The following is a 21,666-nucleotide window of genomic DNA, read 5'->3' as shown; positions in this document are numbered from 1 at the left end:
CCCGGAGCTGCCATGACCGCCACACCCACCACCGGCCCGACCGCGGGCACCCCGTTCCCCGCCGGGTCCGACCAGCTCGCCGGCAACGTCCTCGGCCTCCCCTCGGTGCTGTTCTGCATCGTCACCGGTGCCGCCCCGCTCGCCGCGATGCTGTTCAACGTCCCCGTGGCGACGCTCGGCGGCGGCTACGCCTCCCCGGCCGCGTTCGCCGTCGCCACCGTCGCGCTCACGATCTTCTCGGTCGGCTACATCGCCATGTGCCGGCGGGTGACGTCGGCGGGCGGCTTCTACACGTTCGTCACGCGCGGCCTCGGGCGCGTGCTCGGCCTGGGCTCGGGGCTCTTGATCGCGCTCTGCTACATGGTGTTCGCCGCCGCCGTACTCGGCACGACCGGGTACTTCGCCTCGACCACGGTGGCGAGCCTGACCGGCCTCGACCTTCCCGCCTGGGCCTACATGATCGTCGGGCTCGCACTGATGACCATGTTCGCCCTGTTCCACATCGAGCTCACGGCGAAGGTGCTCGGCGTCGCACTGATCGCCGAGGTGGTCGTGCTCACGGTGCTCGCGGTCGGCGTCCTTGCCAGCGGGGGCGCCGAGGGCTTCTCGCTCGCCCCGCTCAACCCGCTCGCGATCTTCGACAACCCCGCAGCGATCCAGGTCTTCGGCGCGGGCGCGTCCGGCGTCGCGCTGTTCGCGGCCTTCTGGTCGTGGGTCGGCTTCGAGATGGCGCCCAACTACGCCGAGGAGACCCGCGACCCGCACAAGATCGCCCGCATCGCCACGTACGGCTCGGTCATCGGGCTCGGTGTGCTGTACGTGATCATCTCCTACGTCTACGTCACCGGATGGGGCCTCACGGGCGCGGTCGAGGCGGTGAAGGCGCAGTACGCCGGCGACATCGCCTCGGCGTTCTACCCGCTCACCGACCGGTACGTCGGCACGTGGGCCACCGTGCTCATGGAGATCCTCATCGTGACGGGGTCGTTCGCCTGCACGATGGCGTTCTACAACACCAGCGCCCGCTACCTGTTCGCGCTCGCCCGCGAGGGCGTGTTGCCTCGTGCGCTCGCCCGCACGTCGAAGCGACTCAGCCCGGCCGTCGCGTCGATGACGGTCACCGTCGTCGTCGGTCTGTACTGCCTCGCCTTCGTGCTCTACGACCCGAGCAACGAGGGCGCGCTGCTCAAGCTCGGCACCTGGTCGCCGTTGCTCGGCGTGCTCGGCATCCTCGGCGTGCAGGCGCTCGTCTCGATCGCGATCATTCGCTACTTCCTGACCACCGCGCGCGACGGCTTCCACTGGTGGTCCACGCTCGTCGCCCCCGTACTCGGGTTCGCCGCGATGGCCGGCGCGTGCGTGCTGCTGATCGTGAACCGCTACGACCTCGCGGGCGCGGGCGACGCCACGTACATCGTGGTGCTGCCGTGGGTGGTGCTCGCCGTGTTCGTCGGGGGCCTCGTCTTCGGACTGGTGCTGCGCGGCCGCTACCCCGACCGCTACGCCCGCATCGGGCAGTTCGAAGTCCCGGAGTCCGACCCCCAGCCCACCGGAGCCACCGCATGACCGCCGTCGAGGAACCCACCGTCGCCACCTCGGCCCACCCGCTCGAGCCCCTGACGGCCGACGAGATCGGCACCGCGGCCGCGGTGCTGCGCGAGGAGCAGGACCTCACCGACTCCGCGCGCTTCGTGTTCGTCACCCTGCACGAGCCGCCGAAGTCCGCGGTGCTCGGGTGGACGCCGGACGCGGCGCCGCTCCCGCGGGAGGCGCACGTCGTGCTCTACGACCGCGCCACGCGCACGACGTACGAGGCCGTGGTCTCGCTGACCGACCGGACGGTCCTGTCCTGGACACCGGTGGACGGCGTGCAGCCGCCGATCATGGCCGAGGAGTTCACGTCCTGCGAGGCGATCGTGCAGGCCGACCCGCGCTGGCAGGAGGCCATGCGCAGGCGCGGGATCCAGGACTTCTCGCTGGCCATGATCGACCCGTGGGCGTCCAGCTGGACCGGGCCGGAGGACGACCCGTCGGCCCGCCGCATCGCCCGCCCGCTCACCTGGGTGCGCTCCGCGCCCGGCGAGCACGGCTACGCCCGTCCCGTCGAGGGCCTGGTCGTGGTGGTGGACCTCGACGCGGGCGAGGTGGTGGACGTGGCCGACCACGGCGTCGTGCCGCTGCCGGCCCGGCCGGGCAACTACGAGGAACCGTGGCTCTTCGAACCCGGCAACGTGCCCGCCGTCGAGGCCCACCGCACCGACGTAGCCCCGATCTCGATCACGCAGCCCGACGGGCCGAGCTTCACCGTCGAGGGCCACGCGGTCAGCTGGCTGGGCTGGCGGCTGCGCATCGGGTTCACCCCGCGCGAGGGGCTCGTCCTGCACGAGGTCGGCTACGCCGGCCGGCCGATCGTCTACCGCGCATCCCTCGCCGAGATGTACGTGCCCTACGGCGACCCGGCCCCGACGCACCGCTTCAAGAACGTGTTCGACCAGGGCGAGTACGGCGTCGGCTGGCTGGCGAACCCGCTCACCCTGGGCTGCGACTGCGTGGGCCACATCCACTACTTCGACGGCGTCGTCAACGACAACGACGGCGCCCCCGTCACCATCCCGAACGCCGTCTGCATGCACGAGGAGGACGCCGGGATCGCCTGGAAGCACACCGACTTCCGCACCGGCGCCGTGCAGGTGCGCCGCCGCAGGAGGCTGGTGATCTCGACGATCGTGACCGTCGGGAACTACGAGTACGGCTACTTCTGGTACCTCTACACCGACGGCACGATCGAGTACGAGGTCAAGCTCACCGGCGTGATCTCCACCGGCGCCGTGGCCCCCGGGGAGGTGCCGGCGCACGGCACCCTCGTCGCCCCCGGCCTCTACGGGCCGCACCACCAGCACTTCTTCTGCGTGCGGCTGGACATGACCGTGGACGGCACGGCCAACACCGTGGTGGAGGTCGACTCCGCGCCGAGCCCGCCCGGCCCGGCGAACCCGCACGGCAACGCGTGGCAGACCCACCGCACGGTGCTCGCCGGCGAGTCGGTCGCCCAGCGGGACGTCGACGCGTCGAGGGCCCGCTACTGGAAGATCGAGAGCGCCGAGCGGACGTCCGCGCTCGGCGCCCCGACCGCGTACGCGCTGATGCCGGGGGCGAACGTGCCGCCGATGTACTCCGCGGATGCCGTGTTCGCCCCGCGCGCCGGGTTCACCCGGCACCAGCTGTGGGTCACCGCGGCCGACGACACCCAGCGGTACGCCGCGGGCGACTACCCCAACCAGCACCCCGGCGGCCAGGGCCTGCCGGCGTACATAGCGGGTGACCGGCCGCTCGAAGGCCAGGACGTGGTGGTCTGGTACACGTTCGGTGCCCACCACGTGGTGCGGCCGGAGGACTGGCCGGTGATGCCGGTCAGCACGGTGGGCTTCATGCTGAGACCCAGCGGCTTCTTCGACGGCAACCCCTCACTGGACCTCCCACCGTCGGCACCGCACTGCCACACCACCTGAGGCGGTCCGGCACGGGAGTTCATCGCGGCCCCGAATCTAAGCTGGGCGGGTGGAGCCGGAGCGGATGACCGCGCCCTCCTCGCGGATGGTGCGCGAGGCGAGCGCCCGGCTCGTGCTCGACCACATGTGGCAGGCACCCCCGGTGACGGGCACCGATCTGATGGCCGCCACCGGGCTCTCCCGCGCCACCGTCCACGACGTCTGCGAGGAGCTCATCGCGCGGGGCTGGGTGCGCGAGGTGGCCAACCAGCGCGAGCACGGCGGTTACCAGAAGGGCCGCCCCGCCCGGCGGTACGCGTTCGACCCCCTCGCGGGCCTCGTCGTCGGCGTGGACGCGGGGCAGCACCGGGTGGACGCGATCGTCACCGACCTGCGGGGCGCCGAGCTGGGCAGGCACCACGGCCCGCCCCGCGGCGGGTTCACCGACGCCGACGAGCGGGTCGCTGCCGTGGGGGACGCCGTCACGGCCGCGCTCGCGGGCCTGCCGGCCGAGCGCGTGCTGGCCGTGACGGTGGGTGTGCCGGCCCCGGTCGACGCCGGCGGCCGCACCACCTTCCGCGGCAACCCGTACTGGGAGGTGATGAACCCGGACCTCGGCGAGCGGCTGCGGGCGCACCACGGCCTGCCGGCCGTCGTCGAGAACGACGCGAACCTCGCCGCCCTCGCCGAGGGCTGGCGCGGCCACGGCCGGGGCGTGCGGCACTTCGTCGCGCTGCTGGCGGGTGAGCGCCTCGGCGCCGGCATCGTCGAGGACGGACGGCTGGTCCGCGGCGCGCGCGGCGGCGCGGGCGAGATGCGCTTCCTCGGCCTGGTGGGCGGCGTCGGCTCGGCCGACGGCATCGCCAGGATCGCGCGGGACCGGGCACGGGAGGCGCTCGCCGCCCCTGGCGCGCGCTCCGTGCTGGCCGACGACCCCGACGCCGCCGCGGTGTTCGCCGCGGCCGCCGCGGGCGACGCGCTCGCCGCCGGGGTCGTCGACCGGATCGCCGAGCGGATGGCCAGGGTGATCGCGACGCTCGCCAGCCTGGTGGACACCGAGCGGGTGATCATCGCCGGGCGGGTGGCCGCGTCCTGCGGCCCGCTGCTCGCCACCCTGGAGGAGCGCCTCGCCCACCACGGCGACCCGCCGCCGCGCGTGCTCGCCTCGGCACTCGGTGGCGACGCCGTGATGCTCGGCGCGGTCAAGCGGAGCATCGACCACGTCCGCGACCACGCCCTCCACCTCGTCCTCGCAGCTCAGAAGCCGTGAGTGGATACGAGTGCCAGAGCACTCGTATCCACTCACGGCATGAGCAGGGCGACGCTCTCGAAGTGGTGGGTCATCGGGAACGCGTCGAAGGCCCGCAGCGCGTCGAGGCGGTACCCCCGCGCGTCGAACAGCGCCAGGTCCCGGGCGAGCGCCGCCGGGTCGCAGGCCACGTGCACCACGCGGGCGGGGGCACGCGCGCACAGCGCGTCGACGAGGTCGCGGCCCAGCCCGCGCCGCGGCGGGTCGGCCACGACGACGTCCGGCCTGCCGTCGAGGGTGGGCAGCACGTGCTCGACGCGCCCGGTGCGCCAGGCGACCTGGGGCAGATCGGCCAGCGCCGCCCGCCCGTCGGCGACGGCCGGGGCCGACGACTCGACGACGACGACCTGCCCGTCCGGCCCCACCTGCCCGGCGAGGACCGCCGCGAAGAGACCCACGCCGCCGTAGAGGTCCCAGGCGGTGCCGGAGGCCGGTGCGGCCGCCCACTCCGCGACCACCGACGCGAGCGCGTCCGGCAGCGCCGGGTGGACCTGCCAGAAGACGCCCGGCGAGAGCAGCCACTCGCGCCCCGCGGCGCGCTGCACAGCCGGGCCGCTCCCGACGTGCACGACGCCGTCCGCGTCCACGACGACCTCGACCTCGTCCCCCGGCGGGAAACGGCGCTCGAGCACCGGCGGGAGCGTGCCGGCCGGGGTGATCGGGCAGTCCGCGATCGGCAGGACGTCGTGGCTGCGGTGGGCGCGCAGACCGGGCCGTCCGTGTTCGTCGACGGCCAGCCGCACCCGGTGCCGCCAACCGAGCGCGCCGCGTGGGAGCTCCTCGACCTCCACCGCCCGCTCGATCCCGGCGAGCCTGCGCAGCTGCTCGGCGAGCACCGCGGCTTTGAGCTCGCGCGCCACGGCCGGGTCGGCGTGCTGGAAGTCGCAACCGCCGCAGCCGCCCGCCCGCGCCCACACGCACGGCGCGGGCACCCGGCCCGGCGCCGCCTCGCGCACGGCCACGGCGTCGGCCCGGCAGAACCCGCCGCCGCCATCCTCGACGACCACGGCGAGCACCCGCTCCCCGGGCAGGGCGTGCCGGACGAACACCACGCGCCCCTCGTGACGGGCGACGCAGTGCCCGCCGTGCGCGACCGGGCCGACGTCGAGCTCCAGGACCCGGTCGGTCCAGTCGAGTGCGGGCTCCGAGACGCGTTGCCTCATCGCCGCCGCTGCCCCACGCCCGCCTTGGGCTGTGCCGCGGAGCCGTCGTCGCGGGCCACCGGCTCGTACCCGCGCCGCGACGCGCCGGGCGGGGTCTCGGGCCGCCGCGCGACCATCCGCTCGGACGAACGCAGCTGCCACGGCACGCTCGTGACCATCACCCCCGGCTGGAACAGCAGCCTGCCCTTCAGCCGCAACGCGCTCTGGTTGTGCAGGATCTGCTCCCACCAGTGGCCCACGACGTACTCCGGGATGAACACGGTGACCACGTCGCGCGGGTTGTCGCTGCGGATCCGCTTGACGTAGTCGAGCACCGGCTTGGTGATCTCCCGGTACGGCGACTCCACGACCTTGAGCGGCACCGGCAGCTTGCGCTGGTCCCATTCGCGCATGAGGCGCTTGGTGTCGGCGTCGTCCACGTTGACCGTGACCGCCTCCAGGCGGTCCGGGCGGGTCGCCCTGGCGTAGGCGAGCGCGCGCAGCGTGGGCTTGTGCAGCGTGGAGACCAGCACGATCGCGTGGTTGCGCGAGGGCAGCACGGCGTCGGTCTCCCCCACCACCAGCTCGACGGCCACGCGGTCGTAGTGCCGCCGGATCGCCTCCATCATCACGTAGAACACGACCATCGCGGCGATGGCGATCCAGGCGCCCCGGGTGAACTTCGTGATGAGCACGACCACCAGCACGACGCCGGTCATCCCCGCGCCGAACCCGTTGATCACCCTCGAGCGCTTCATCCGCCGCCGGGCGGCGGCGTCGGTCTCGGTGGCGAGCAGCCGGTTCCAGTGGCGCAGCATCCCGGCCTGGCTGAGCGTGAACGAGGTGAACACGCCGACCGTGTAGAGCGCGATCAGGCGGGTGACCTCGGCCTGGAACCCGATCACCAGCACGATCGCCACGGCCGCGAGCACGATGATGCCGTTGGAGAACGCGAGCCGATCGCCGCGGGTGTGCAGCTGCCGGGGCAGGTAGCGGTCCTGGGAGAGGATCGACCCGAGCACGGGGAAACCGTTGTAGGCGGTGTTGGCGGCCAGCACGAGGATGAGCGCCGTGACCACCACCACGAAGAAGAAGCCGGCGGTGAAGTCGTCGAACACCGCCTCGGCCAGCTGGGCGACCAGCGTCTCCTGCACGTAGCCCGGCGGGGCGTTGACGATCTGCTCCGCCGGGTGCTCGGCGATCTTCGCGCCGGTGAGCTGCGCCAGGGCGATGAGGCCGGAGAACATCAGCACCGAGACGGTGCCCAGCAGCAGCAGGGTGGTGGCGGCGTTGCGGGACTTCGGCTTGCGGAACGCCGGCACCCCGTTGCTGATCGCCTCCACCCCGGTCAGTGCCGCACACCCCTGCGTGAACGAGCGCAGCACGAGCATCGCGAGCGCGAGACCGGTGAGCGCGTCGCCCTCCGCGATCAGCTGGACGTCGGCGCTGGGGGCCAGCACGACGTCCCCGAACACGAGGATGCGCGTGAACCCCCAGATGATCATCGACCCGATGCCGACGATGAAGGCGTAGGTCGGGATCGCGAATGCGACGCCGGACTCGCGCACCCCGCGCAGGTTCATCGCGGTGAGCACCAGGATCGCGACGACGGCGAACGCCACCCGGTTCTCGGCGACGATCGGCAGCAGCGCCCCGATGTTCGCCGCCGCCGAGGAGATCGAGACGGCCACCGTGAGCGTGTAGTCGACCAGCAGCGCGCTGGCGACGGTGAGCCCGGCCCGGCGCCCGAGGTTGACCGTGGCCACCTCGTAGTCGCCGCCACCCGACGGGTACGCGTGCACGTTCTGCCGGTAGCTCGTGACGACGGTGAGCAGGACCACCACGACCGCGAGGCCCACCCACGGTGAGAACGCGTACGCCGAGAGCCCCGCGACCGACAGCGTCAGGAAGATCTCCTCCGGCGCGTAGGCGACCGAGGACATCGCGTCGGAGGCGAAGACGGGCAGCGCGACCCGCTTGGGGAGCAGTGTGTGGGAGAGACGGTCGCTGCGCTGCGGCCGCCCGACCAGTACGCGCTTCAGCGCGATGCCGAGCTTGGGCACGGGGGAAGCCTATACAGGGGGCCGGTGAGCCGGCGGAGCCTGCGGAGCCGGCGGGGTGGGTAATCACGGTGTGGTGGCCCGCCACGCGATAGCGTTCCCGCGACCGGGGAGGGCAGTGCGTTGTACGTCGTGATCATGGGCTGTGGACGGGTCGGAGCGGCCCTGTGCGCAGGGCTGGACCGCCTCGGCCACGAGGTCGCGGTGATCGACCGCAACCGGCAGGCGTTCCGCAGGCTCTCCCCCGAGTTCCGGGGCAAGCAGGTGGTCGGCGAGGGCTACCACCGCGATGTTCTGGTGGAGGCGGGCGTCGAGCGGGCCCAGGCGTTCGCCGCGGTCTCCAGCGGCGACAACTCCAACATCATCTCCGCCCGGGTGGCCCGCGAGACGTTCGGCGTCGAGCGCGTCGTCGCCCGGATCTACGACGCGAAGCGCGCCGCGGTCTACGAGCGGCTCGGGATCCCGACCGTCGCCACCGTCCCGTGGAGCACCGACCGGCTGATGCGGATGCTGCTCCCCGACGGCGTCGCCTCGGCGTGGCGCGAGCCCACCGGCACCGTCGCGATCCTGCCGCTGCCGGTGCACGAGGAGTGGGTCGGCCACCCGGTCCACGAGCTGGAGGCCGCCGCGGGCTGTCGCGTGGCGTTCATCGTGCGGTTCGGAACCGGGGTGCTCCCCGGTCCCGAGACCGCGGTGCAGGCCGAGGACACGATCTACGTCGCTGCGGTGTCCGGCACGGTCAGCGACGTCACGGCGGCGGCCGGCGCACCGCCCCAGGAAGGCTGAGACAGATGCGCATCGCGATCGCGGGAGCAGGCGCAGTCGGCCGCTCCATCGCGCTGGAGCTGGTGGAGAACAAGCACCAGGTGATGCTCATCGAGCGTGAGCTCGCCAACATCGACCCCGAGTCGGTCGAACGCGCGGAGTGGGTGCACGCCGACGCCTGCGAGCTGGCCTCCCTCGAGGAGGCCGGGCTGGAGAGCTGCGACGTCGTCATCGCCGCCACCGGGGACGACAAGGTCAACCTCGTCGTGTCGCTGCTCGCCAAGACGGAGTTCGCGGTGCGCCGCGTCGTGGCGCGGGTGAACGACCCGCGCAACGAGTGGCTGTTCAGCGACAACTGGGGTGTCGACGTCGCCGTGTCCACCCCCCGGCTGCTCGCCGCCCTGGTGGAGGAGGCGGTGGCCGTCGGCGACCTGGTGCGGCTGCTCACGCTGCGGCAGGGCCAGGCCAACCTCGTGGAGGTCACGCTGCCGGAGCACACCCCGCTCGCCGGGCGGCCGGTGCGGTCGCTCGAGCTACCGGTCGACTCGGCGCTCGTGGTGATCCTGCGCGGTGGCCGGGTGATCGTGCCCCAGGCCGACGACGCCCTCGAACCCGGCGACGAGCTGCTGTTCGTCGCCACCTCCGCCGTGGAGGAGGACATCCGCGCCGCGCTGGGCGTCTAGGCCCGAGGTCGAGGTCGTTCTTCTCGCGGTCCCGACCGGCTCGGGGCGTGATCGGACCGGCCGTGGGCGCGCCGTGCCCGACCGGTCGCGGCCTGCCACCAACCTCGTCATGGCACGCCGCTGTCTTGTCCACAGCCTCGACATCGACGTGAGGGGTCTCAGTTCAAGATCGAACACCGGTCGTATCTACGCCGTCCGGTGGACAGCCTTCCGGCCGTGCACGGTAGGCGCGCGGCGCCACCGGGGCCCGTCAGGCGGGCGCCGGGTCGCGCCCCGCCCGGCGGACGGCCCAGATCGTGCCGAGCAGCGCCAGCCCGACGAGCGGGTAGCCCATGGCGAGCCGCGCGATGCCGAGCCACGTCTCCTCGTCGGCCTTGTAGAGCCAGCCCTGCACCACGACACGGGAGGCGAACACGAGGGTCCAGAGGGCCGTGGCGAACGTGTAGGCGCGCAGCAGGCTGCGGTCGGCGCGCCACGACTGGCCGTGACCGTTCACCGCGTGCCAGACGACTCCGGCGAGCGGCCACCGGACCAGCATCGACACCAGGAAGGCCAGGCCGCACGCCGCGCTGAAGAGCAGGCCGGGCAGGTAGAAGCCGCGAGCCTCGCCCGTGCGGTAGGCGATGAAGGCCGCGACCCCCACGCCCAACAGGCCGGACACGGCCGGCTGCAGCGCCTGCTTGCGGGCAACCCGCCACACCGCGATCGCGACCCCCGCCACGAGCGCGGAGATCAGGGCCGCTTGCAACCCGAATACGACGTTCGCCAGGACGAACACCGCGACCGGGATGGTGGAGGCGACGAGGCCCTGCACGCCGCCCATCTGCTCCAGGAGGCTCGCCGCCGCGCGCTCGTCCCGCGGCTTGTCGGCCGCCCGACCATCGGTCCGGGACTCGGAAGGGTGGCCTGGGGTCGGGCCGTGGGTCACGGTGCTCCTCGCGCGCGCCGGACCGGAGGCCCGGTGCATGTCTCGGCTGATCCAGGTGCTGTCGAGCGGGCCGGCGGACCGGCCTCGCCGAGGGTACCGGCCGGACAGCGGGTGCGGGTCAGACGGTGTTGGCGGGGCAGATCTCGTAGAACGGGTTGTAGAGCACCTTGCGCCCGTCCCGGAGCGCGAGCCGCCCGCGCACGCGCATCGTGCGGCCCGGCTCGATGCCGGGGATGCGGCGCCTGCCCAGCCAGATCAGCGTGACGCCGTCGGTGCCGTCGAACAGCTCGGCCTCCAGCGACGCCTCGGCGTCCTGCGGCCGGAACTCGACGCTGCGCAACCTGCCGAGCATCGTGACCTCCTGGCCGCATGCGCAGTCGGACGCGCGCTGCGCGCCGGACTTCTGCGCACCCGCCTCGAGGTCGTCGGCGTCCAGCTCGTCGGCGTCACTGGTGAGCCGGCGAAGCATGCGGCGGAACGCACCGCCATCGGTGCTGGTCATCTGTCCCCCAGCTCGCTCGGCGCCTCCATGCGAGGCCCGGATATGTTCTCAATGTAACCCCCAGGAAACCCACTCCGCTGACCTCACCGGGCCCCTTTTCCCCAGGCCACGACGAGCGGTCGACCGGTCGCGCCGTCCGGGCCGTCATGTTGCCCGGATCCGGGTCGGATGCCCGGTTCGTCCGCTCCGCGTTCCAGCCCGCCCTGGACGTGTGGGGAATCACGCTGGAGGCCGTGGCGCCGCGTCCCGGCGGGGACGTCGTCGCCGGGTACCGGGCCGCGCTGGACGCGGCGGCCGGGGGCCCCGGGCCGTTCCTCGTCGGCGGGGTCTCCCTCGGTGCGCACGTCGCCACGGCGTGGGCGGCCGAGCGGGCACCCGCCGGGCTCGCCGGGGTGCTGGTCGCCATGCCCGCCTGGACCGGCGCACCCGACGGCGCCCCCGCAGCCGCCGCGGCCAGGGCCACGGCCGCGCAGGTGCGGGTGGGCGGGCTCGCGGCGGCGGTGGCGGCGGCCCGGGCGGCAGGTCCCCGGTGGGTGGCCGACGAGCTCGCCCGCGCGTGGGCCGGGTACGGCCCCGGTCCCGGCGACGCCCTCGACGCCGCCGCGGCCCAGGCCGCACCGGACCGGGCCCTGCTCGGCTCGCTCACGGTGCCGGTGGGGATCGTCGCGCTCGTCGACGACCCGGTGCACCCGCTGGCCACGGCCCGCACCTGGGCTCGGGCGCTGCCCCGCGCGGCGATCCGCACGACGACGCTCGGCGCGGTCGGTGCCGACCCCGCCGTGCTCGGCCGGGCCGTCCTGCCTGCCTGGCAACAGGCAGCAGTCGGCGCGCGGTGAGCTCAGCGGCGGTGGCGGCGCCTCGGCCGGTTGGGATCCAGCTCGCTCAGCAGCGACTCCAGCCGGACCGTGGGGGACCCGTTTCCCGCCCCCGAGTGCCGGCCGCCGTCGCGCCGGTCGCCGTGGCCGTCGAGCGCGGCGACCCAGCCGGCGTCCTGTTCCCCGGTCTCGATCATGTACTCGGAGTTCGGGGTGCGGCGGGCGCCGCGCTCCGGCGGACCCCCGGGGCCGTGCAGCCACGGCTCCGTCTGCGTCCCGTCCCGGACCGGCGCCGGCTCCGGTTCGCGCAGGCGGCGCCGGCCACCAGTGCCGGAGAGCAGGTCCGCACCCGCGTCATGCCGGCGCTGCCCGACCGGTTCCACCGGCTCGGGGCCGGCATCGTCCCAGGGGTCGTGCAGCCGCCGCCGGACCGGCCCCGCGCCGCCCTGCTCGGCTCCTTCCCACGGCTCCCGCAGGCGCCGCCGTCCGGACGCGGCGACGCCCGGGCCGGGATCCGCGCCGGCCTCGTCCCACGACTCGCGCAGGCGGCGCCTGCCGGCCCCGGAGATGCCGCCGTCCAGGGGCCCGGGCGGTCCGCTCGACCGGTGCGGCCCGCCGGGGCCCGTCTCCCACGGACCGGCCCCGGCGTCGTCCCCGTCCCACGACTCCCGCAGGCGCCGCCGACCCGTCGCCGACACACCCGGTCCGGAGTCCTCCCACGGCTCCCGCAACCGACGCCTGCCCGGCTCCTCGGTGTCGGCCGGCCGGATCGACCCGGCCCGCGCGTCGCGCGGCGGGGCCTCGTCCCACGGCTCCCGCAGCCGCCGCCGTCCGGACGCCGACACGCCGGTGTCCGCCGCGGCCCCACCGGGGAGCACGGGCGGTGCGACGTCGGGCCCGCGCCTGCCGCCCGAACCGCTCGGGCCACCGGGAGCCGTCTCCCGGCGCGGCCCGGCGTCGTCCCAGGACTCCCGCAGGCGCCGGCGGCCGGTCGCGGAGACCCCCGCGTCGACGCCCGGCTCACTCGGCTCCCACGACTCGCGCAGCCGGCGCCTGCCCGTGGCGGACACGCCCGCGCCGGCCGCGGGCGCTCGACGGTCCGCACCGGCCGGACCGGGCGGGGCGAACGGTTCGGCGGGTCGTGGGGCGCCCCGCTCCCCCGGCTCCCGCAGGCGCCGGCGGCCGGACGCGGACACCCCGGTGTCGGCGACCGGCTCGGCCGACCTGCGCCGCCCATCGGGCGCGTCGACGGCCCACGGTGCCGTGGCAGCGATCACCCCGTCGGGCTCGCGCAGCCGTCGCCTGCCGCCCTCCGGGAGCGGCGGATCAGCGGGGTACCCGCGGGCGGGTGGGGGCAGGTCGGCCGCGGGCTCGCGCAGCCGGCGCCGCCCGCCGGGGCGGGGCTCCTCGACCGCGGGTTCCGGCAGGTGCCGCCGGCCTCCGGGGGGCGGCGGGGCTGCAACGGGCTCACCCAGCCGGCGCCTGCCCCCGGAGCCCGGCTCGACGTGGGGCAGCGCCTCGGTCGGGGGCAGGTCCGGGCGCGCCGCGGGTGCGAGGGGCAGCGCCTCGGTGGCGGGAGGGTCGGCGACCGGACGGGCGACGGGAAGCGCCTCCGCGGGCGGGGGCGCCGCAGGCCGGGCGCGCCACGCCGCGGCGGCCGCCCGGCGCGCGGACGGCGCCTGCTCGTGCAGCGGCGCGTCCGGACCGGGGCCCGTGGGGACCGTCCCGGCAGCCGGGTACGCACCGGTGCGGGCGCCGCGGGCGGCGGTCCCGGCGTCCGGGCGTTCCGCGGCGGCGGCCCGGTCCTCCGCCGCCTGCTCGGCGAGCGCCTCCGCCGCCGCCTTCACCGCGGCGGCCGCTGCGGCCTTGCGGGCGGCCGCCCGCCGGGCGGCGGCCTTCTTGGCGGCCGCGGTGGCCGTGTCCGAGTTCGGCGGCGCCGTCTTCCCGGGTGCCGTCTTCCCGGGTGCCGCCCTGCCCGGCGCCGACCTCCCCGCGCCGGCCTTGGCGGACGACCTCTTCTTCGTCGCCGTGACCGCGGCGGCGGCCGCGGCCTCGGCCTCGGCCGCGAGGTGATCGGGCATGGTGAGCGGCAGGATCGTGCGCACCGGGTAGGGCTGCTTGCCGCGCACCACGACGGTGCCCCGCAGCAAGCGGCGCAGCTCGGCATCGAGGGGTGCGGCCTGCCCGGAGGGTCCGGTGGCGACGCCGTAGACCATCCAGCGCGCCCCGTCCACCCCGACGAACACGGACGTGGCGCCGCCGGACGTCGCGTGCAGCTCCCGGCCCCACTCGCCGGGGAACGAGCGCACCCGCGCCCCGCCCTCGCGCAGCGAGGCGTCGATCTCGCCTGCCAGCTCGGGCCACAGCTTGGACGACTTCGGCGCGGCGAGCGCGCTCACCGACAGCCGGCCCTCCGGCAGCGCGATGTGCACGGCCTGCATGCGGCCGCCCGCGGTGGGCTCGACGGTGACGGTGCCGTCCGGTGGCACCGGCACGCGGAGCGACCCGAAGTCGACCAGACCGGCCGCGTCGGTGAGCTCGGGGTCGAGCTCGTCGCCGTCGTGCGGGCCGGTGGGTGGGAGCGGGCTCTCCGTGTCGAGGGCCAGCCCGCCCCCATCGACCTCGAAACCGTCGTCCGGGTCCGGCCGCACGCCGGACGCACCCCTGCCCCGTCGCGCCACTACGGCCCGTCCCCGGTGTGCAGCCGCTCGTGCCCGCCGGTGGAGCCGTGGCCACCCGCGCCCCGCTCGGAGGCGGGCAGCTCCCCCACCTCGACGAACCGGGCGTGCTCCACCTTCTGGACCACCAGCTGGGCGATCCGGTCGCCGCGGCGCAGCCGCAGCTCCTCGCGCGGGTCGAGGTTGATGAGACAGACGAGGATCTCGCCGCGGTACCCGGCGTCGACGGTGCCGGGGGCGTTGACGATGGACAGCCCGGCGCGGGCGGCGAGCCCGGACCGGGGGTGCACGAAGCCCGCGTACCCGCGGGGAAGGGCGATCGCCACCCCGGTGCCGACCATCGCGCGCTCCCCGGGGGCCAGCACGACGTCGGCGGTGCAGTGGAGGTCGGCGCCCGCGTCGCCGGCCCGCGCGTAGGACGGCGCGGGCAGCCCGGGGTCGAGCCGCGTGATGAGCACCTCGACGGTGGGGGCCGGATCTTCTGGCGCCGGGACGAGCGGTGCGGTGAGCGGCTCGCGGTGGGGAGCATCGACGGGGCCGGGCACGACGGGCGAGGCTACCCTCGGGTGCCGTGAACGAGCACCCGTCGGCCACCCCGCCTGCGACGTCCGGCACCCCTCGGTTCGACGAGCGGTTGTCGGTGCCGCTGTGGTGGTACCTGCCGGCGCTCGGACTGGCGGTGTTGCTCGGCGCCGAGGTGCACATGGGCTACCCGGGCATCCGCTCGTGGATCGGCTACGCGATCGCGGTGCCGCTCTGCCTCGGGGCGCTGGTGTGGCTCGGCCACCTCCGGGTGCGGGTCGCCGACGGCGAGCTCCGGGCGGGCGAGGCCCGCCTCGCGCTGCGCCACGTCGGCCGCGTCGACGTGGTGCAGCGGAAGGACAAGCAGGTGGCGCTGGGCCCGGAGCTCGACCCGGCGGCCCACCTCGTGCACCGGGCGTGGGTCGGGCCCGTCGTCCGGATCGAGGTCACCGACCCGGACGACGACACGCCGTACTGGATCGTCAGCACCCGCGACCCGGACGCCCTGATCGCCGCGCTCGGCCGCTGACGCCGGACGGGGGACGAGCCCGAGCACGACCCCGAAGCACGACCCCGAACACGACACAGCCCCGAACCGGGGTGCGGTTCGGGGCAGTTCGATTCCCCCCTTTGTGGAGCCTCAGGCCGCGCAGTCGCGGCAGATGTACTGTCCACCGCTGCTGGACGCGAGCCGGCTGCGGTGGTGGACGAGGAAGCAGCTCGCGCAGGTGAACTCGTCGGCCTGCTTGGGCAGCACCTTGACCGTGAGCTCCTCGCCGGACAGGTCGGCGCCCGGCAGCTCGAAGCTCTCCGCCGTGTCCGACTCGTCGACGTCCACGACCGACGACTGGGCCTCGTTGCGACGGGCCTTCAGCTCGTCGAGCGAGTCCTCAGCCATGTCGTCGGTCTCGTTGCGCCGCGGCGCGTCGTAGTCGGTCGCCATCGTTCCCACCCTCTTACACACTGTCGTCGTCGTGCGGCTGGACAACGCCCAGGGGCCGGGGTTTGTGCCCGGCGATTCTGTGACGCATGTCTCAACCCAGCCCCACTCGCAGCCGTGATGCGCTATCGCGCCCGCGATAGTGGAGCTCCCCCTCGGGGCGCCGAAGGGTAACCCAGTGCGCGGCCGGCCACACCCCTGCCCGTGTCGCCCGGAGGTGGCGTCCACATGCGCGGTTAGGGTTCGCGGGTGGCTGTCTCTCCCGAGCGCGGGCATCGCCCGCACCCCGCGCCGGCGCCGGGGGCCGACCCGGACGACGTCGGCGCGTGGCTCGCGGCGGAGCTCGGCGACGATCGCTGGCGGGACTGCACGCTCGAGCCGCTCGGCGCGGGCCGGTCGAACCTGACGTACCGGGTGGACAGCCCGGCAGGCGCCGTCGTGCTGCGCCGGCCGCCGGTGGGCCGGGTTGCGGCCACGGCGCACGACATGGGCCGCGAGCGGCGGGTGATCAGCGCACTGGCCGGCACCGCCGTCCCGGTGCCGCGCGTGCTGGCCGCCTCGGCGGACGGGCCGCCGGTGGACGCGCCGTGCTACGTGATGGAGCTCGTCGAGGGCGTCGTACCGCTGGGCGAACTACCACCCGGATGGGCGAACACGGAGGACGAGCGGCGCCGGGCGAGCACGGCGCTCGTCGACGTGCTCGTGGCGCTGCACGGCGTCGACCCGCACGCCGTCGGGCTCGGCGACTTCGGCCGCCCGGACGGCTACCTCACGCGGCAGGTGCGGCGCTGGGTGGCGCAGTGGGAGCAGGCCCGCGACGGCGTGCCTGCGGACGCGGCCACCGCCGCCGAGCTGTCCCGGCTCGCCGAGCGGCTCACCGCCGCCGTGCCCGCCACCCAGCGGCACACGATCGTGCACGGCGACTACCGCATCGACAACTGCCTGTTCGACGCCGCCGACCCGGGGCGCATCCGCGCCGTGCTCGACTGGGAGCTCTCCACGCTCGGCGACCCGCTCGCCGACCTGGGGCTGCTGCTCGTCTACTGGCACCAGGCCGACGAGCACCCGGTGTGGCGGGCCGCCCAGCACCTGCCGAGCCCCACCCGGCTGCCCGGCTTCCTGCGCCGCGCCGAGGTCGCGGACGCGTACGCCGCCGGGTCCGGCATCGACCTCGCCCCGCTGCCGTGGTATGTCGCCTTCGGCGCGTTCAAGCTGGGCGTGGTGCTCGCCGGCATCCTCGCCCGGGTGCAGGCGGGGATGGTGCCGGCATCCATGGCCGCCGGGCTCGACGGCAGCCTCGCCCCGCTCGTCGCGCTGGGCCAGCACGTGCTCGCGGAGGGACTGGACCGATGACCGCTACCCGAACCCGCCCGTACCAGCGCCGCCGGCAAGGGCCGGTGCTCGTCGTGGTCAGCGTGCTGGCCGTGGCGGCGATCGCCACGTGGAGCATCGTCTTCGTCAACGCGGGCGGCGCGGCCAGCGCGTCCTCCTGCCCGGTGCCCAACCCTCCTGCGGGCGAGGTCCTGGAAAGCGGCGCCCTCGACGACGTGCCGTCCGCCCCGCCGGCCACCGTGGAGGTGCACGTGCTCAACGCGGGCGGGCAGCGCGGGCAGGCCAGCCTGGTGGCGGCGCAGCTGGGCGACCTCGGTTTCGCCGTCAAGGGCACCGGCAACGACCCGCTCTTCCCGAACGAGGACATGGAGTGCTACGGCCAACTGCGCTTCGGCGCGGCCGGGGAGACGGCGGCGAGCACCCTCACGCTCGTGATGCCCTGCGTCGAGCTCGTGCGCGACGGCCGCCCGGACGCCGGGGTGGACATCTCGGTGGGCACGGGATTCGGCGACTTCAACCCGGGCCGCGCCGCGCGCGACGCGCTCGACCAGCTCACCGAGCCGGGTGGCGGCACCGACGGCGCGGCGAACGCCGACCCGGACGCCGCCGCTGCCGCCCCCGCCCCGCCCACCCTGCCCCCGGAGCTCGTCGAGGAGGCGCGCAGCGCCAGCTGCTGACCCCGAACCGGCGCCCATGGCGTCGCACACCGACCTCGGGGCTCCCACCCCAACTGCAGTCGGTGCGGGAGCGCCAGTGTTGCTGTGCGAGGGGCCGTCAGACGTCCGCGGCCCCGTGCTCGCGGGCCAGGGCGGCGAGCTCGTCGGCGATGGCGGGGGTGGCGGCGAACAGGGCGTCGGCGCCGAGGCCGTCGTCGGGGGGCACGCTGCCCGTCGGTCCCGGCGTGCGCACGAGCGCGCCCGCCTCCTCGGCGATGAGCGCGGCGGCCGCCCAGTCCCACCAGTTGCAGCCGTGCTCGAGGTAGGCGTCCGCCCAGCCGGCGGCGACGGCGCACAGGTCGAGCGAGGCCGCTCCGGCCCGCCGCACGTCCCGCACGTGCGGCAGCATGCCGCCGATCATGCGCGCCTGCCGCACCCGGCGCTCCGGGCGGTAGGAGAAGCCCGTGCCGAGCAGCGACAGCGACAGGTCGGTGGCACCCGACACGCGCAGCGGGCGTCCGTCGCAGGTGGCGCCGGCACCCGTGGCGGCGCTCCACAGCCGTCCGGTGGCCGGCTCGATCACCGCTCCGGCCAGCGACACGCCGTCCCGGACGGCGGCCACCGAGATGGCGTACCAGGGCATGCCGTACAGGAAGTTGACCGTGCCGTCGATCGGGTCGACGAGCCAGACGGTGCGCGACTCCCCCGCCGTGCTCCCGTGCTCCTCCCCCACGACGGCGTCGTCGGGCCGCAGCTCACCGAGCCGCGAGCGGATGAAGGCCTCCAGCGCGTGGTCGGAGGCGGTGACGACGTCGGTCGGGGTGCTCTTCGTGGCGACACCCGCGGCGCTCCCGCCGCGCTCGTCCCACGGGCGGGGCAGCCCCTCGAGGTGCCCGGCGGCCTGCGTGACGAGACCCTCGGCGATGCGGCGCAGGTCGGCGGGCTCGTCGTCGGCGCGCGCGGCCGGCTGAGCGGGAGTGGTCGGAGCGGTGGGACGGGCCTCGTTCACGGTCTCCATCCGACCACACCGCGCCGCACGGGTGCGCAGACGAGGCCGACCGGGCTCAGCTTCGGCCCGCTGGAGCACACGCAGTTACAATGGCGCAGTACCCCGACGCGGGATGGCCCTCAACACCAGACACCGAGCGCCGCCCGTCGAGGTGCCAGCACAACATTCTCGTCCAGCAGCCGGAGCTCGACGTCTCCCGGCGCACCATAGAGCGCACGCAGCGAGAGGGCCTAGTGGCAGCCGCAGACTCCGCAACCCGTATCGACCCGACCGTCGACCAGGCGGCAGGTCCCGCACCCGCTCGCCGATCCGGCAAGCGATCGGGCGCAACCGCGAAGACCGGCACCACCCGGTCGCGCTCGGGCGCCGCGAAGGGTGGGGCCCCCAAGACGGCGGGCAAGTCCACCAAGAAGGCCGACCCCACCGCCGAGGGCGAGCCCACCGACCTCGACGGCGAGGTGGAGCTCGACGGCGCCCCCGAGGCCGTTGAGCTGGAGGATGTCGACGTCGAGCTCGATGCCGAGCTCGCGGACGACGTCGTCGAGGTCGTGGACGACGACGAGGACGAGGACGACGAGGACGAGGAGCCGGCCAACACCGGCGCCAACCGTCGTGCCCCCACCACCCGCAGCTCCCAGCAGAAGCAGTCGGCCGACTTCGTCTGGGACGAGGAGGAGTCCGAGGCGCTGCGGCAGGCCCGCAAGGACGCCGAGCTCACCGCGTCGGCCGACTCCGTCCGCGCCTACCTCAAGCAGATCGGCAAGGTCGCGCTGCTCAACGCGGAGGAGGAGGTCGAGCTCGCCAAACGGATCGAGGCCGGCCTCTACGCCGCGGAGCGCATGCGCCGCTCGATCGACGCGGGCGAGAAGGTGTCGCCGCAGATGCGCCGCGACCTGCGGTGGATCGTCCGCGACGGCGAGCGCGCCAAGAACCACCTGCTCGAGGCCAACCTCCGCCTCGTGGTCTCGCTGGCCAAGCGCTACACCGGCCGCGGGATGGCGTTCCTGGACCTGATCCAGGAGGGCAACCTCGGCCTCATCCGCGCGGTCGAGAAGTTCGACTACACCAAGGGCTACAAGTTCTCCACCTACGCCACGTGGTGGATCCGCCAGGCCATCACCCGCGCCATGGCCGACCAGGCCCGCACCATCCGCATCCCGGTGCACATGGTCGAGGTCATCAACAAGCTCGGCCGCATCCAGCGCGAGCTGCTCCAGGACCTGGGCCGCGAGCCCACGCCGGAGGAGCTGGCCAAGGAGATGGACATCACCCCGGAGAAGGTGCTGGAGATCCAGCAGTACGCCCGGGAGCCCATCTCGCTGGACCAGACCATCGGCGACGAGGGCGACTCCCAGCTCGGCGACTTCATCGAGGACTCCGAGGCCGTCGTCGCGGTCGACGCGGTGAGCTTCACGCTGCTGCAGGACCAGCTGCAGTCGGTGCTCGCCACGCTGTCCGAGCGCGAGGCAGGCGTCGTCCGGCTGCGGTTCGGCCTCACCGACGGCCAGCCGCGCACCCTCGACGAGATCGGCCAGGTCTACGGGGTCACCCGCGAGCGGATCCGGCAGATCGAGTCCAAGACGATGTCGAAGCTGCGCCACCCGTCGCGGTCGCAGGTGCTGCGCGACTACCTCGACTGAGAGCCACCCACCGAACGCCCTCCGAGCCGCGGAATCCGGCTCGGAGGGCGTTCTGCTGTGCGTTCACCCCGCCGGCACGGCCTCGATCGCGCTGGACGTCGCGGTGACGGGCGACACGGCAGCGACCGAGAAGCCCGCCGACTCGAGGAGCCGCCGCCAGTCGGCCGCGGTGCGCTCCGGGGCCGCGTGGGCCACCAGCATGTTCATGTCCGCGCGGGCGAGGGCGTGGAACTCCTTGCCCGGCTTCATGCGTTCGGGCATCAGCCGCTCGATCAGCACCAGCCTCGACGTCGCGCCCATCGCCCTGCGGACGTTGCCGAGGATCTCCGCGGCGCGCACGTCGTCCCAGTCGTGGATCACGCTCTTCATGACGTACAGGTCGGCGCCGCCCGGGACCTCGTCGAAAAAGCTCCCGCTCACCACCTCGCAGCGGTCGAGGACACCGTTCTTCTCCAGGTGCGGTCGCGCGCTCTCGATCGCGTGCGGGAGGTCGAAGAGGATGCCGCGCGAGCCGGGGTGGGCGGCCAGGATCGCGGCGATCAGCTCGCCGTAACCGCCTCCGATGTCGGCGATGCGCGCGTACCCGCCGAAGTCGTAGCCGGCGACGAGCGAGCGTGCGTTGAGGCGGGTGAGCTCGGCCATCGCCCGGTTGAAGATCGCGGCCCGCTCCGGGTCGTCGCGCAGCGGCTCGAAGCCGGGCTTCCAGTCGCCCCGCTTGCCGGTGGCGATCTCCCGCCCGCTCCTGCCCGTCCGGACGGCCTCGAGCATGAGGCCCCACTCGTCCCAGACGTCCCGGCCCTGGTAGATCGTCCACGACCGGACCGTGCCCTCGACGTCGGTCTGCAGGAGCCGGCCCGACGCCGTGAGCTCGAACGTCCCGTCGTCGCGCTCGCTGACGACGTCGATCGCGACGAGCGCACGCAACAGCCGGTGCAACGACGGCGCGTGCGTGCTCGTGGCCTCGGCCAGGTCCGGCGCGGACCGGGGACCGTGGGCGAGCAGATCGGCGATGCCCAGCTCCGCCGCCGTGCGCAACGCCTGCGGCATCCAACTGCTGTTGACCATCTCCAACAACCGGCCAGCATTGGCCAGGACGTCATCGTCCCTGCCGGACTCGGGCACGGGCCACCTCCACGAAGGCTCGGCGATCCTCGAATCGTGAGCAGATCGCGGTCCGGTCGACAACGCCCCTTCCAC

19 protein-coding genes are annotated in these 21,666 nt (G+C 74.5%); 10 read left to right on the top strand and 9 right to left on the bottom strand.

The genetic code is table 11. The features are described from left to right. Positions 1-12 precede the first annotated feature (12 nt). From ABEA81_RS08290 to ABEA81_RS08280, 3 genes are all read left to right on the top strand, one after another. Entirely contained in the window at positions 13-1,566 is a 1,554-nt protein-coding gene (locus tag ABEA81_RS08290) for an APC family permease (protein ID WP_345604259.1), read from the top strand. Beyond that, positions 1,563-3,509: a primary-amine oxidase gene (locus ABEA81_RS08285; protein ID WP_345604258.1), complete on the top strand. Its 1,947-nt coding sequence runs from the start codon at positions 1,563-1,565 to the stop codon at positions 3,507-3,509. Before ABEA81_RS08290 ends, ABEA81_RS08285 begins: the two co-directional genes overlap by 4 nt. 64 nt (positions 3,510-3,573) lie before the next feature. Further along, the gene (locus tag ABEA81_RS08280; RefSeq protein ID WP_345604256.1) at positions 3,574-4,758 is read left to right on the top strand and encodes an ROK family transcriptional regulator; all 1,185 of its coding nucleotides are present in this window, start codon (positions 3,574-3,576) and stop codon (positions 4,756-4,758) included. A gap of 32 nt (positions 4,759-4,790) precedes the next feature. On the opposite strand, the gene ABEA81_RS08275 is transcribed toward ABEA81_RS08280, so the two are convergent. Beyond that, on the bottom strand, positions 4,791-5,960 hold the full coding sequence (locus ABEA81_RS08275) for a class I SAM-dependent RNA methyltransferase (protein ID WP_345604255.1): 1,170 nt from the start codon (positions 5,958-5,960) through the stop codon (positions 4,791-4,793). Continuing rightward, complete coding sequence (locus tag ABEA81_RS08270; RefSeq protein WP_345604254.1) at positions 5,957-8,002, bottom strand: APC family permease; 2,046 nt, start codon at positions 8,000-8,002, stop codon at positions 5,957-5,959. The genes ABEA81_RS08275 and ABEA81_RS08270 overlap by 4 nt, the downstream gene beginning before the upstream one ends. Before the next feature lie 120 nt (positions 8,003-8,122). Between ABEA81_RS08270 and ABEA81_RS08265 the strand changes: the two genes are divergently transcribed. Then, on the top strand, positions 8,123-8,785 hold the full coding sequence (locus tag ABEA81_RS08265; RefSeq protein ID WP_345604253.1) for a potassium channel family protein: 663 nt from the start codon (positions 8,123-8,125) through the stop codon (positions 8,783-8,785). Positions 8,786-8,790: 5 nt separating this feature from the next. Continuing rightward, on the top strand, positions 8,791-9,447 hold the full coding sequence (locus ABEA81_RS08260) for a potassium channel family protein (protein ID WP_345604252.1): 657 nt from the start codon (positions 8,791-8,793) through the stop codon (positions 9,445-9,447). A 250-nt stretch (positions 9,448-9,697) separates the two neighbouring features. On the opposite strand, the gene ABEA81_RS08255 is transcribed toward ABEA81_RS08260, so the two are convergent. Together ABEA81_RS08255 and ABEA81_RS08250 are read right to left on the bottom strand one after the other, a co-directional pair. Beyond that, positions 9,698-10,375: a DUF3159 domain-containing protein gene (locus tag ABEA81_RS08255; protein ID WP_345604251.1), complete on the bottom strand. Its 678-nt coding sequence runs from the start codon at positions 10,373-10,375 to the stop codon at positions 9,698-9,700. Between the two features lie 118 nt (positions 10,376-10,493). Next, positions 10,494-10,877, bottom strand: coding sequence for an OB-fold nucleic acid binding domain-containing protein (locus ABEA81_RS08250; RefSeq protein WP_345604250.1), 384 nt, complete (start codon positions 10,875-10,877; stop codon positions 10,494-10,496). A gap of 146 nt (positions 10,878-11,023) precedes the next feature. Between ABEA81_RS08250 and ABEA81_RS08245 the strand changes: the two genes are divergently transcribed. Further along, positions 11,024-11,713, top strand: coding sequence for an alpha/beta hydrolase (locus ABEA81_RS08245; RefSeq protein WP_345604249.1), 690 nt, complete (start codon positions 11,024-11,026; stop codon positions 11,711-11,713). Between the two features lie 2 nt (positions 11,714-11,715). On the opposite strand, the gene ABEA81_RS08240 is transcribed toward ABEA81_RS08245, so the two are convergent. Both ABEA81_RS08240 and dut read right to left on the bottom strand, forming a co-directional pair. Continuing rightward, positions 11,716-14,343, bottom strand: coding sequence for a DUF3710 domain-containing protein (locus ABEA81_RS08240; protein WP_345604247.1), 2,628 nt, complete (start codon positions 14,341-14,343; stop codon positions 11,716-11,718). 29 nt (positions 14,344-14,372) lie between these two features. Beyond that, positions 14,373-14,828: a dUTP diphosphatase gene (dut, locus tag ABEA81_RS08235; RefSeq protein WP_345604423.1), complete on the bottom strand. Its 456-nt coding sequence runs from the start codon at positions 14,826-14,828 to the stop codon at positions 14,373-14,375. A 113-nt stretch (positions 14,829-14,941) separates the two neighbouring features. On the opposite strand from dut, the gene ABEA81_RS08230 reads away from it, so the two are divergent. Next, positions 14,942-15,421: a DUF3093 domain-containing protein gene (locus tag ABEA81_RS08230; RefSeq protein WP_345604246.1), complete on the top strand. Its 480-nt coding sequence runs from the start codon at positions 14,942-14,944 to the stop codon at positions 15,419-15,421. Between the two features lie 111 nt (positions 15,422-15,532). Here ABEA81_RS08230 and ABEA81_RS08225 read toward each other — a convergent pair whose 3' ends face one another. Continuing rightward, the gene (locus tag ABEA81_RS08225) at positions 15,533-15,835 is read right to left on the bottom strand and encodes a DUF4193 domain-containing protein (RefSeq protein ID WP_142104151.1); all 303 of its coding nucleotides are present in this window, start codon (positions 15,833-15,835) and stop codon (positions 15,533-15,535) included. 246 nt (positions 15,836-16,081) lie between these two features. On the opposite strand from ABEA81_RS08225, the gene ABEA81_RS08220 reads away from it, so the two are divergent. Beyond that, the gene (locus ABEA81_RS08220; RefSeq protein WP_345604245.1) at positions 16,082-17,185 is read left to right on the top strand and encodes a phosphotransferase family protein; all 1,104 of its coding nucleotides are present in this window, start codon (positions 16,082-16,084) and stop codon (positions 17,183-17,185) included. After that, on the top strand, positions 17,182-17,841 hold the full coding sequence (cei, locus tag ABEA81_RS08215) for an envelope integrity protein Cei (protein WP_345604243.1): 660 nt from the start codon (positions 17,182-17,184) through the stop codon (positions 17,839-17,841). The genes ABEA81_RS08220 and cei overlap by 4 nt, the downstream gene beginning before the upstream one ends. Positions 17,842-17,938: 97 nt before the next feature. On the opposite strand, the gene ABEA81_RS08210 is transcribed toward cei, so the two are convergent. Next, positions 17,939-18,838 (bottom strand): inositol monophosphatase family protein, encoded by a 900-nt coding sequence (locus tag ABEA81_RS08210; RefSeq protein ID WP_345604241.1) that lies wholly within the window; start codon positions 18,836-18,838, stop codon positions 17,939-17,941. Between the two features lie 80 nt (positions 18,839-18,918). On the opposite strand from ABEA81_RS08210, the gene ABEA81_RS08205 reads away from it, so the two are divergent. Beyond that, positions 18,919-20,469: an RNA polymerase sigma factor gene (locus ABEA81_RS08205; RefSeq protein WP_425570480.1), complete on the top strand. Its 1,551-nt coding sequence runs from the start codon at positions 18,919-18,921 to the stop codon at positions 20,467-20,469. Between the two features lie 63 nt (positions 20,470-20,532). On the opposite strand, the gene ABEA81_RS08200 is transcribed toward ABEA81_RS08205, so the two are convergent. Beyond that, positions 20,533-21,591, bottom strand: a complete 1,059-nt coding sequence (locus ABEA81_RS08200) for a methyltransferase (RefSeq protein ID WP_345604239.1) — start codon at positions 21,589-21,591, stop codon at positions 20,533-20,535. Positions 21,592-21,666 lie beyond the last annotated feature (75 nt).

The organism is Pseudonocardia adelaidensis (genome assembly GCF_039543345.1).
GTDB classification, from domain to species: Bacteria; Actinomycetota; Actinomycetes; order Mycobacteriales; family Pseudonocardiaceae; genus Pseudonocardia; species Pseudonocardia adelaidensis.
Note: the sequence above shows the minus strand (reverse complement) of the source record. Positions and strands in the feature narration are given on the sequence as shown.

Bases quoted from the DNA above. Each gene is read 5' to 3' on its own strand.
- ABEA81_RS08290 (WP_345604259.1), top strand. From the start codon at position 13: ATGACCGCCACACCCACCACCGGCCCGACCGCGGGCACCCCGTTCCCC.
- ABEA81_RS08285 (WP_345604258.1), top strand. From the start codon at position 1,563: ATGACCGCCGTCGAGGAACCCACCGTCGCCACCTCGGCCCACCCGCTC.
- ABEA81_RS08280 (WP_345604256.1), top strand. From the start codon at position 3,574: ATGACCGCGCCCTCCTCGCGGATGGTGCGCGAGGCGAGCGCCCGGCTC.
- ABEA81_RS08275 (WP_345604255.1), bottom strand. From the start codon at position 5,960: ATGAGGCAACGCGTCTCGGAGCCCGCACTCGACTGGACCGACCGGGTC.
- ABEA81_RS08260 (WP_345604252.1), top strand. From the start codon at position 8,791: ATGCGCATCGCGATCGCGGGAGCAGGCGCAGTCGGCCGCTCCATCGCG.
- ABEA81_RS08250 (WP_345604250.1), bottom strand. From the start codon at position 10,877: ATGACCAGCACCGATGGCGGTGCGTTCCGCCGCATGCTTCGCCGGCTC.
- ABEA81_RS08245 (WP_345604249.1), top strand. From the start codon at position 11,024: ATGTTGCCCGGATCCGGGTCGGATGCCCGGTTCGTCCGCTCCGCGTTC.
- ABEA81_RS08225 (WP_142104151.1), bottom strand. From the start codon at position 15,835: ATGGCGACCGACTACGACGCGCCGCGGCGCAACGAGACCGACGACATG.
- cei (WP_345604243.1), top strand. From the start codon at position 17,182: ATGACCGCTACCCGAACCCGCCCGTACCAGCGCCGCCGGCAAGGGCCG.
- ABEA81_RS08210 (WP_345604241.1), bottom strand. From the start codon at position 18,838: ATGGAGACCGTGAACGAGGCCCGTCCCACCGCTCCGACCACTCCCGCT.
- ABEA81_RS08205 (WP_425570480.1), top strand. From the start codon at position 18,919: ATGGCGCAGTACCCCGACGCGGGATGGCCCTCAACACCAGACACCGAG.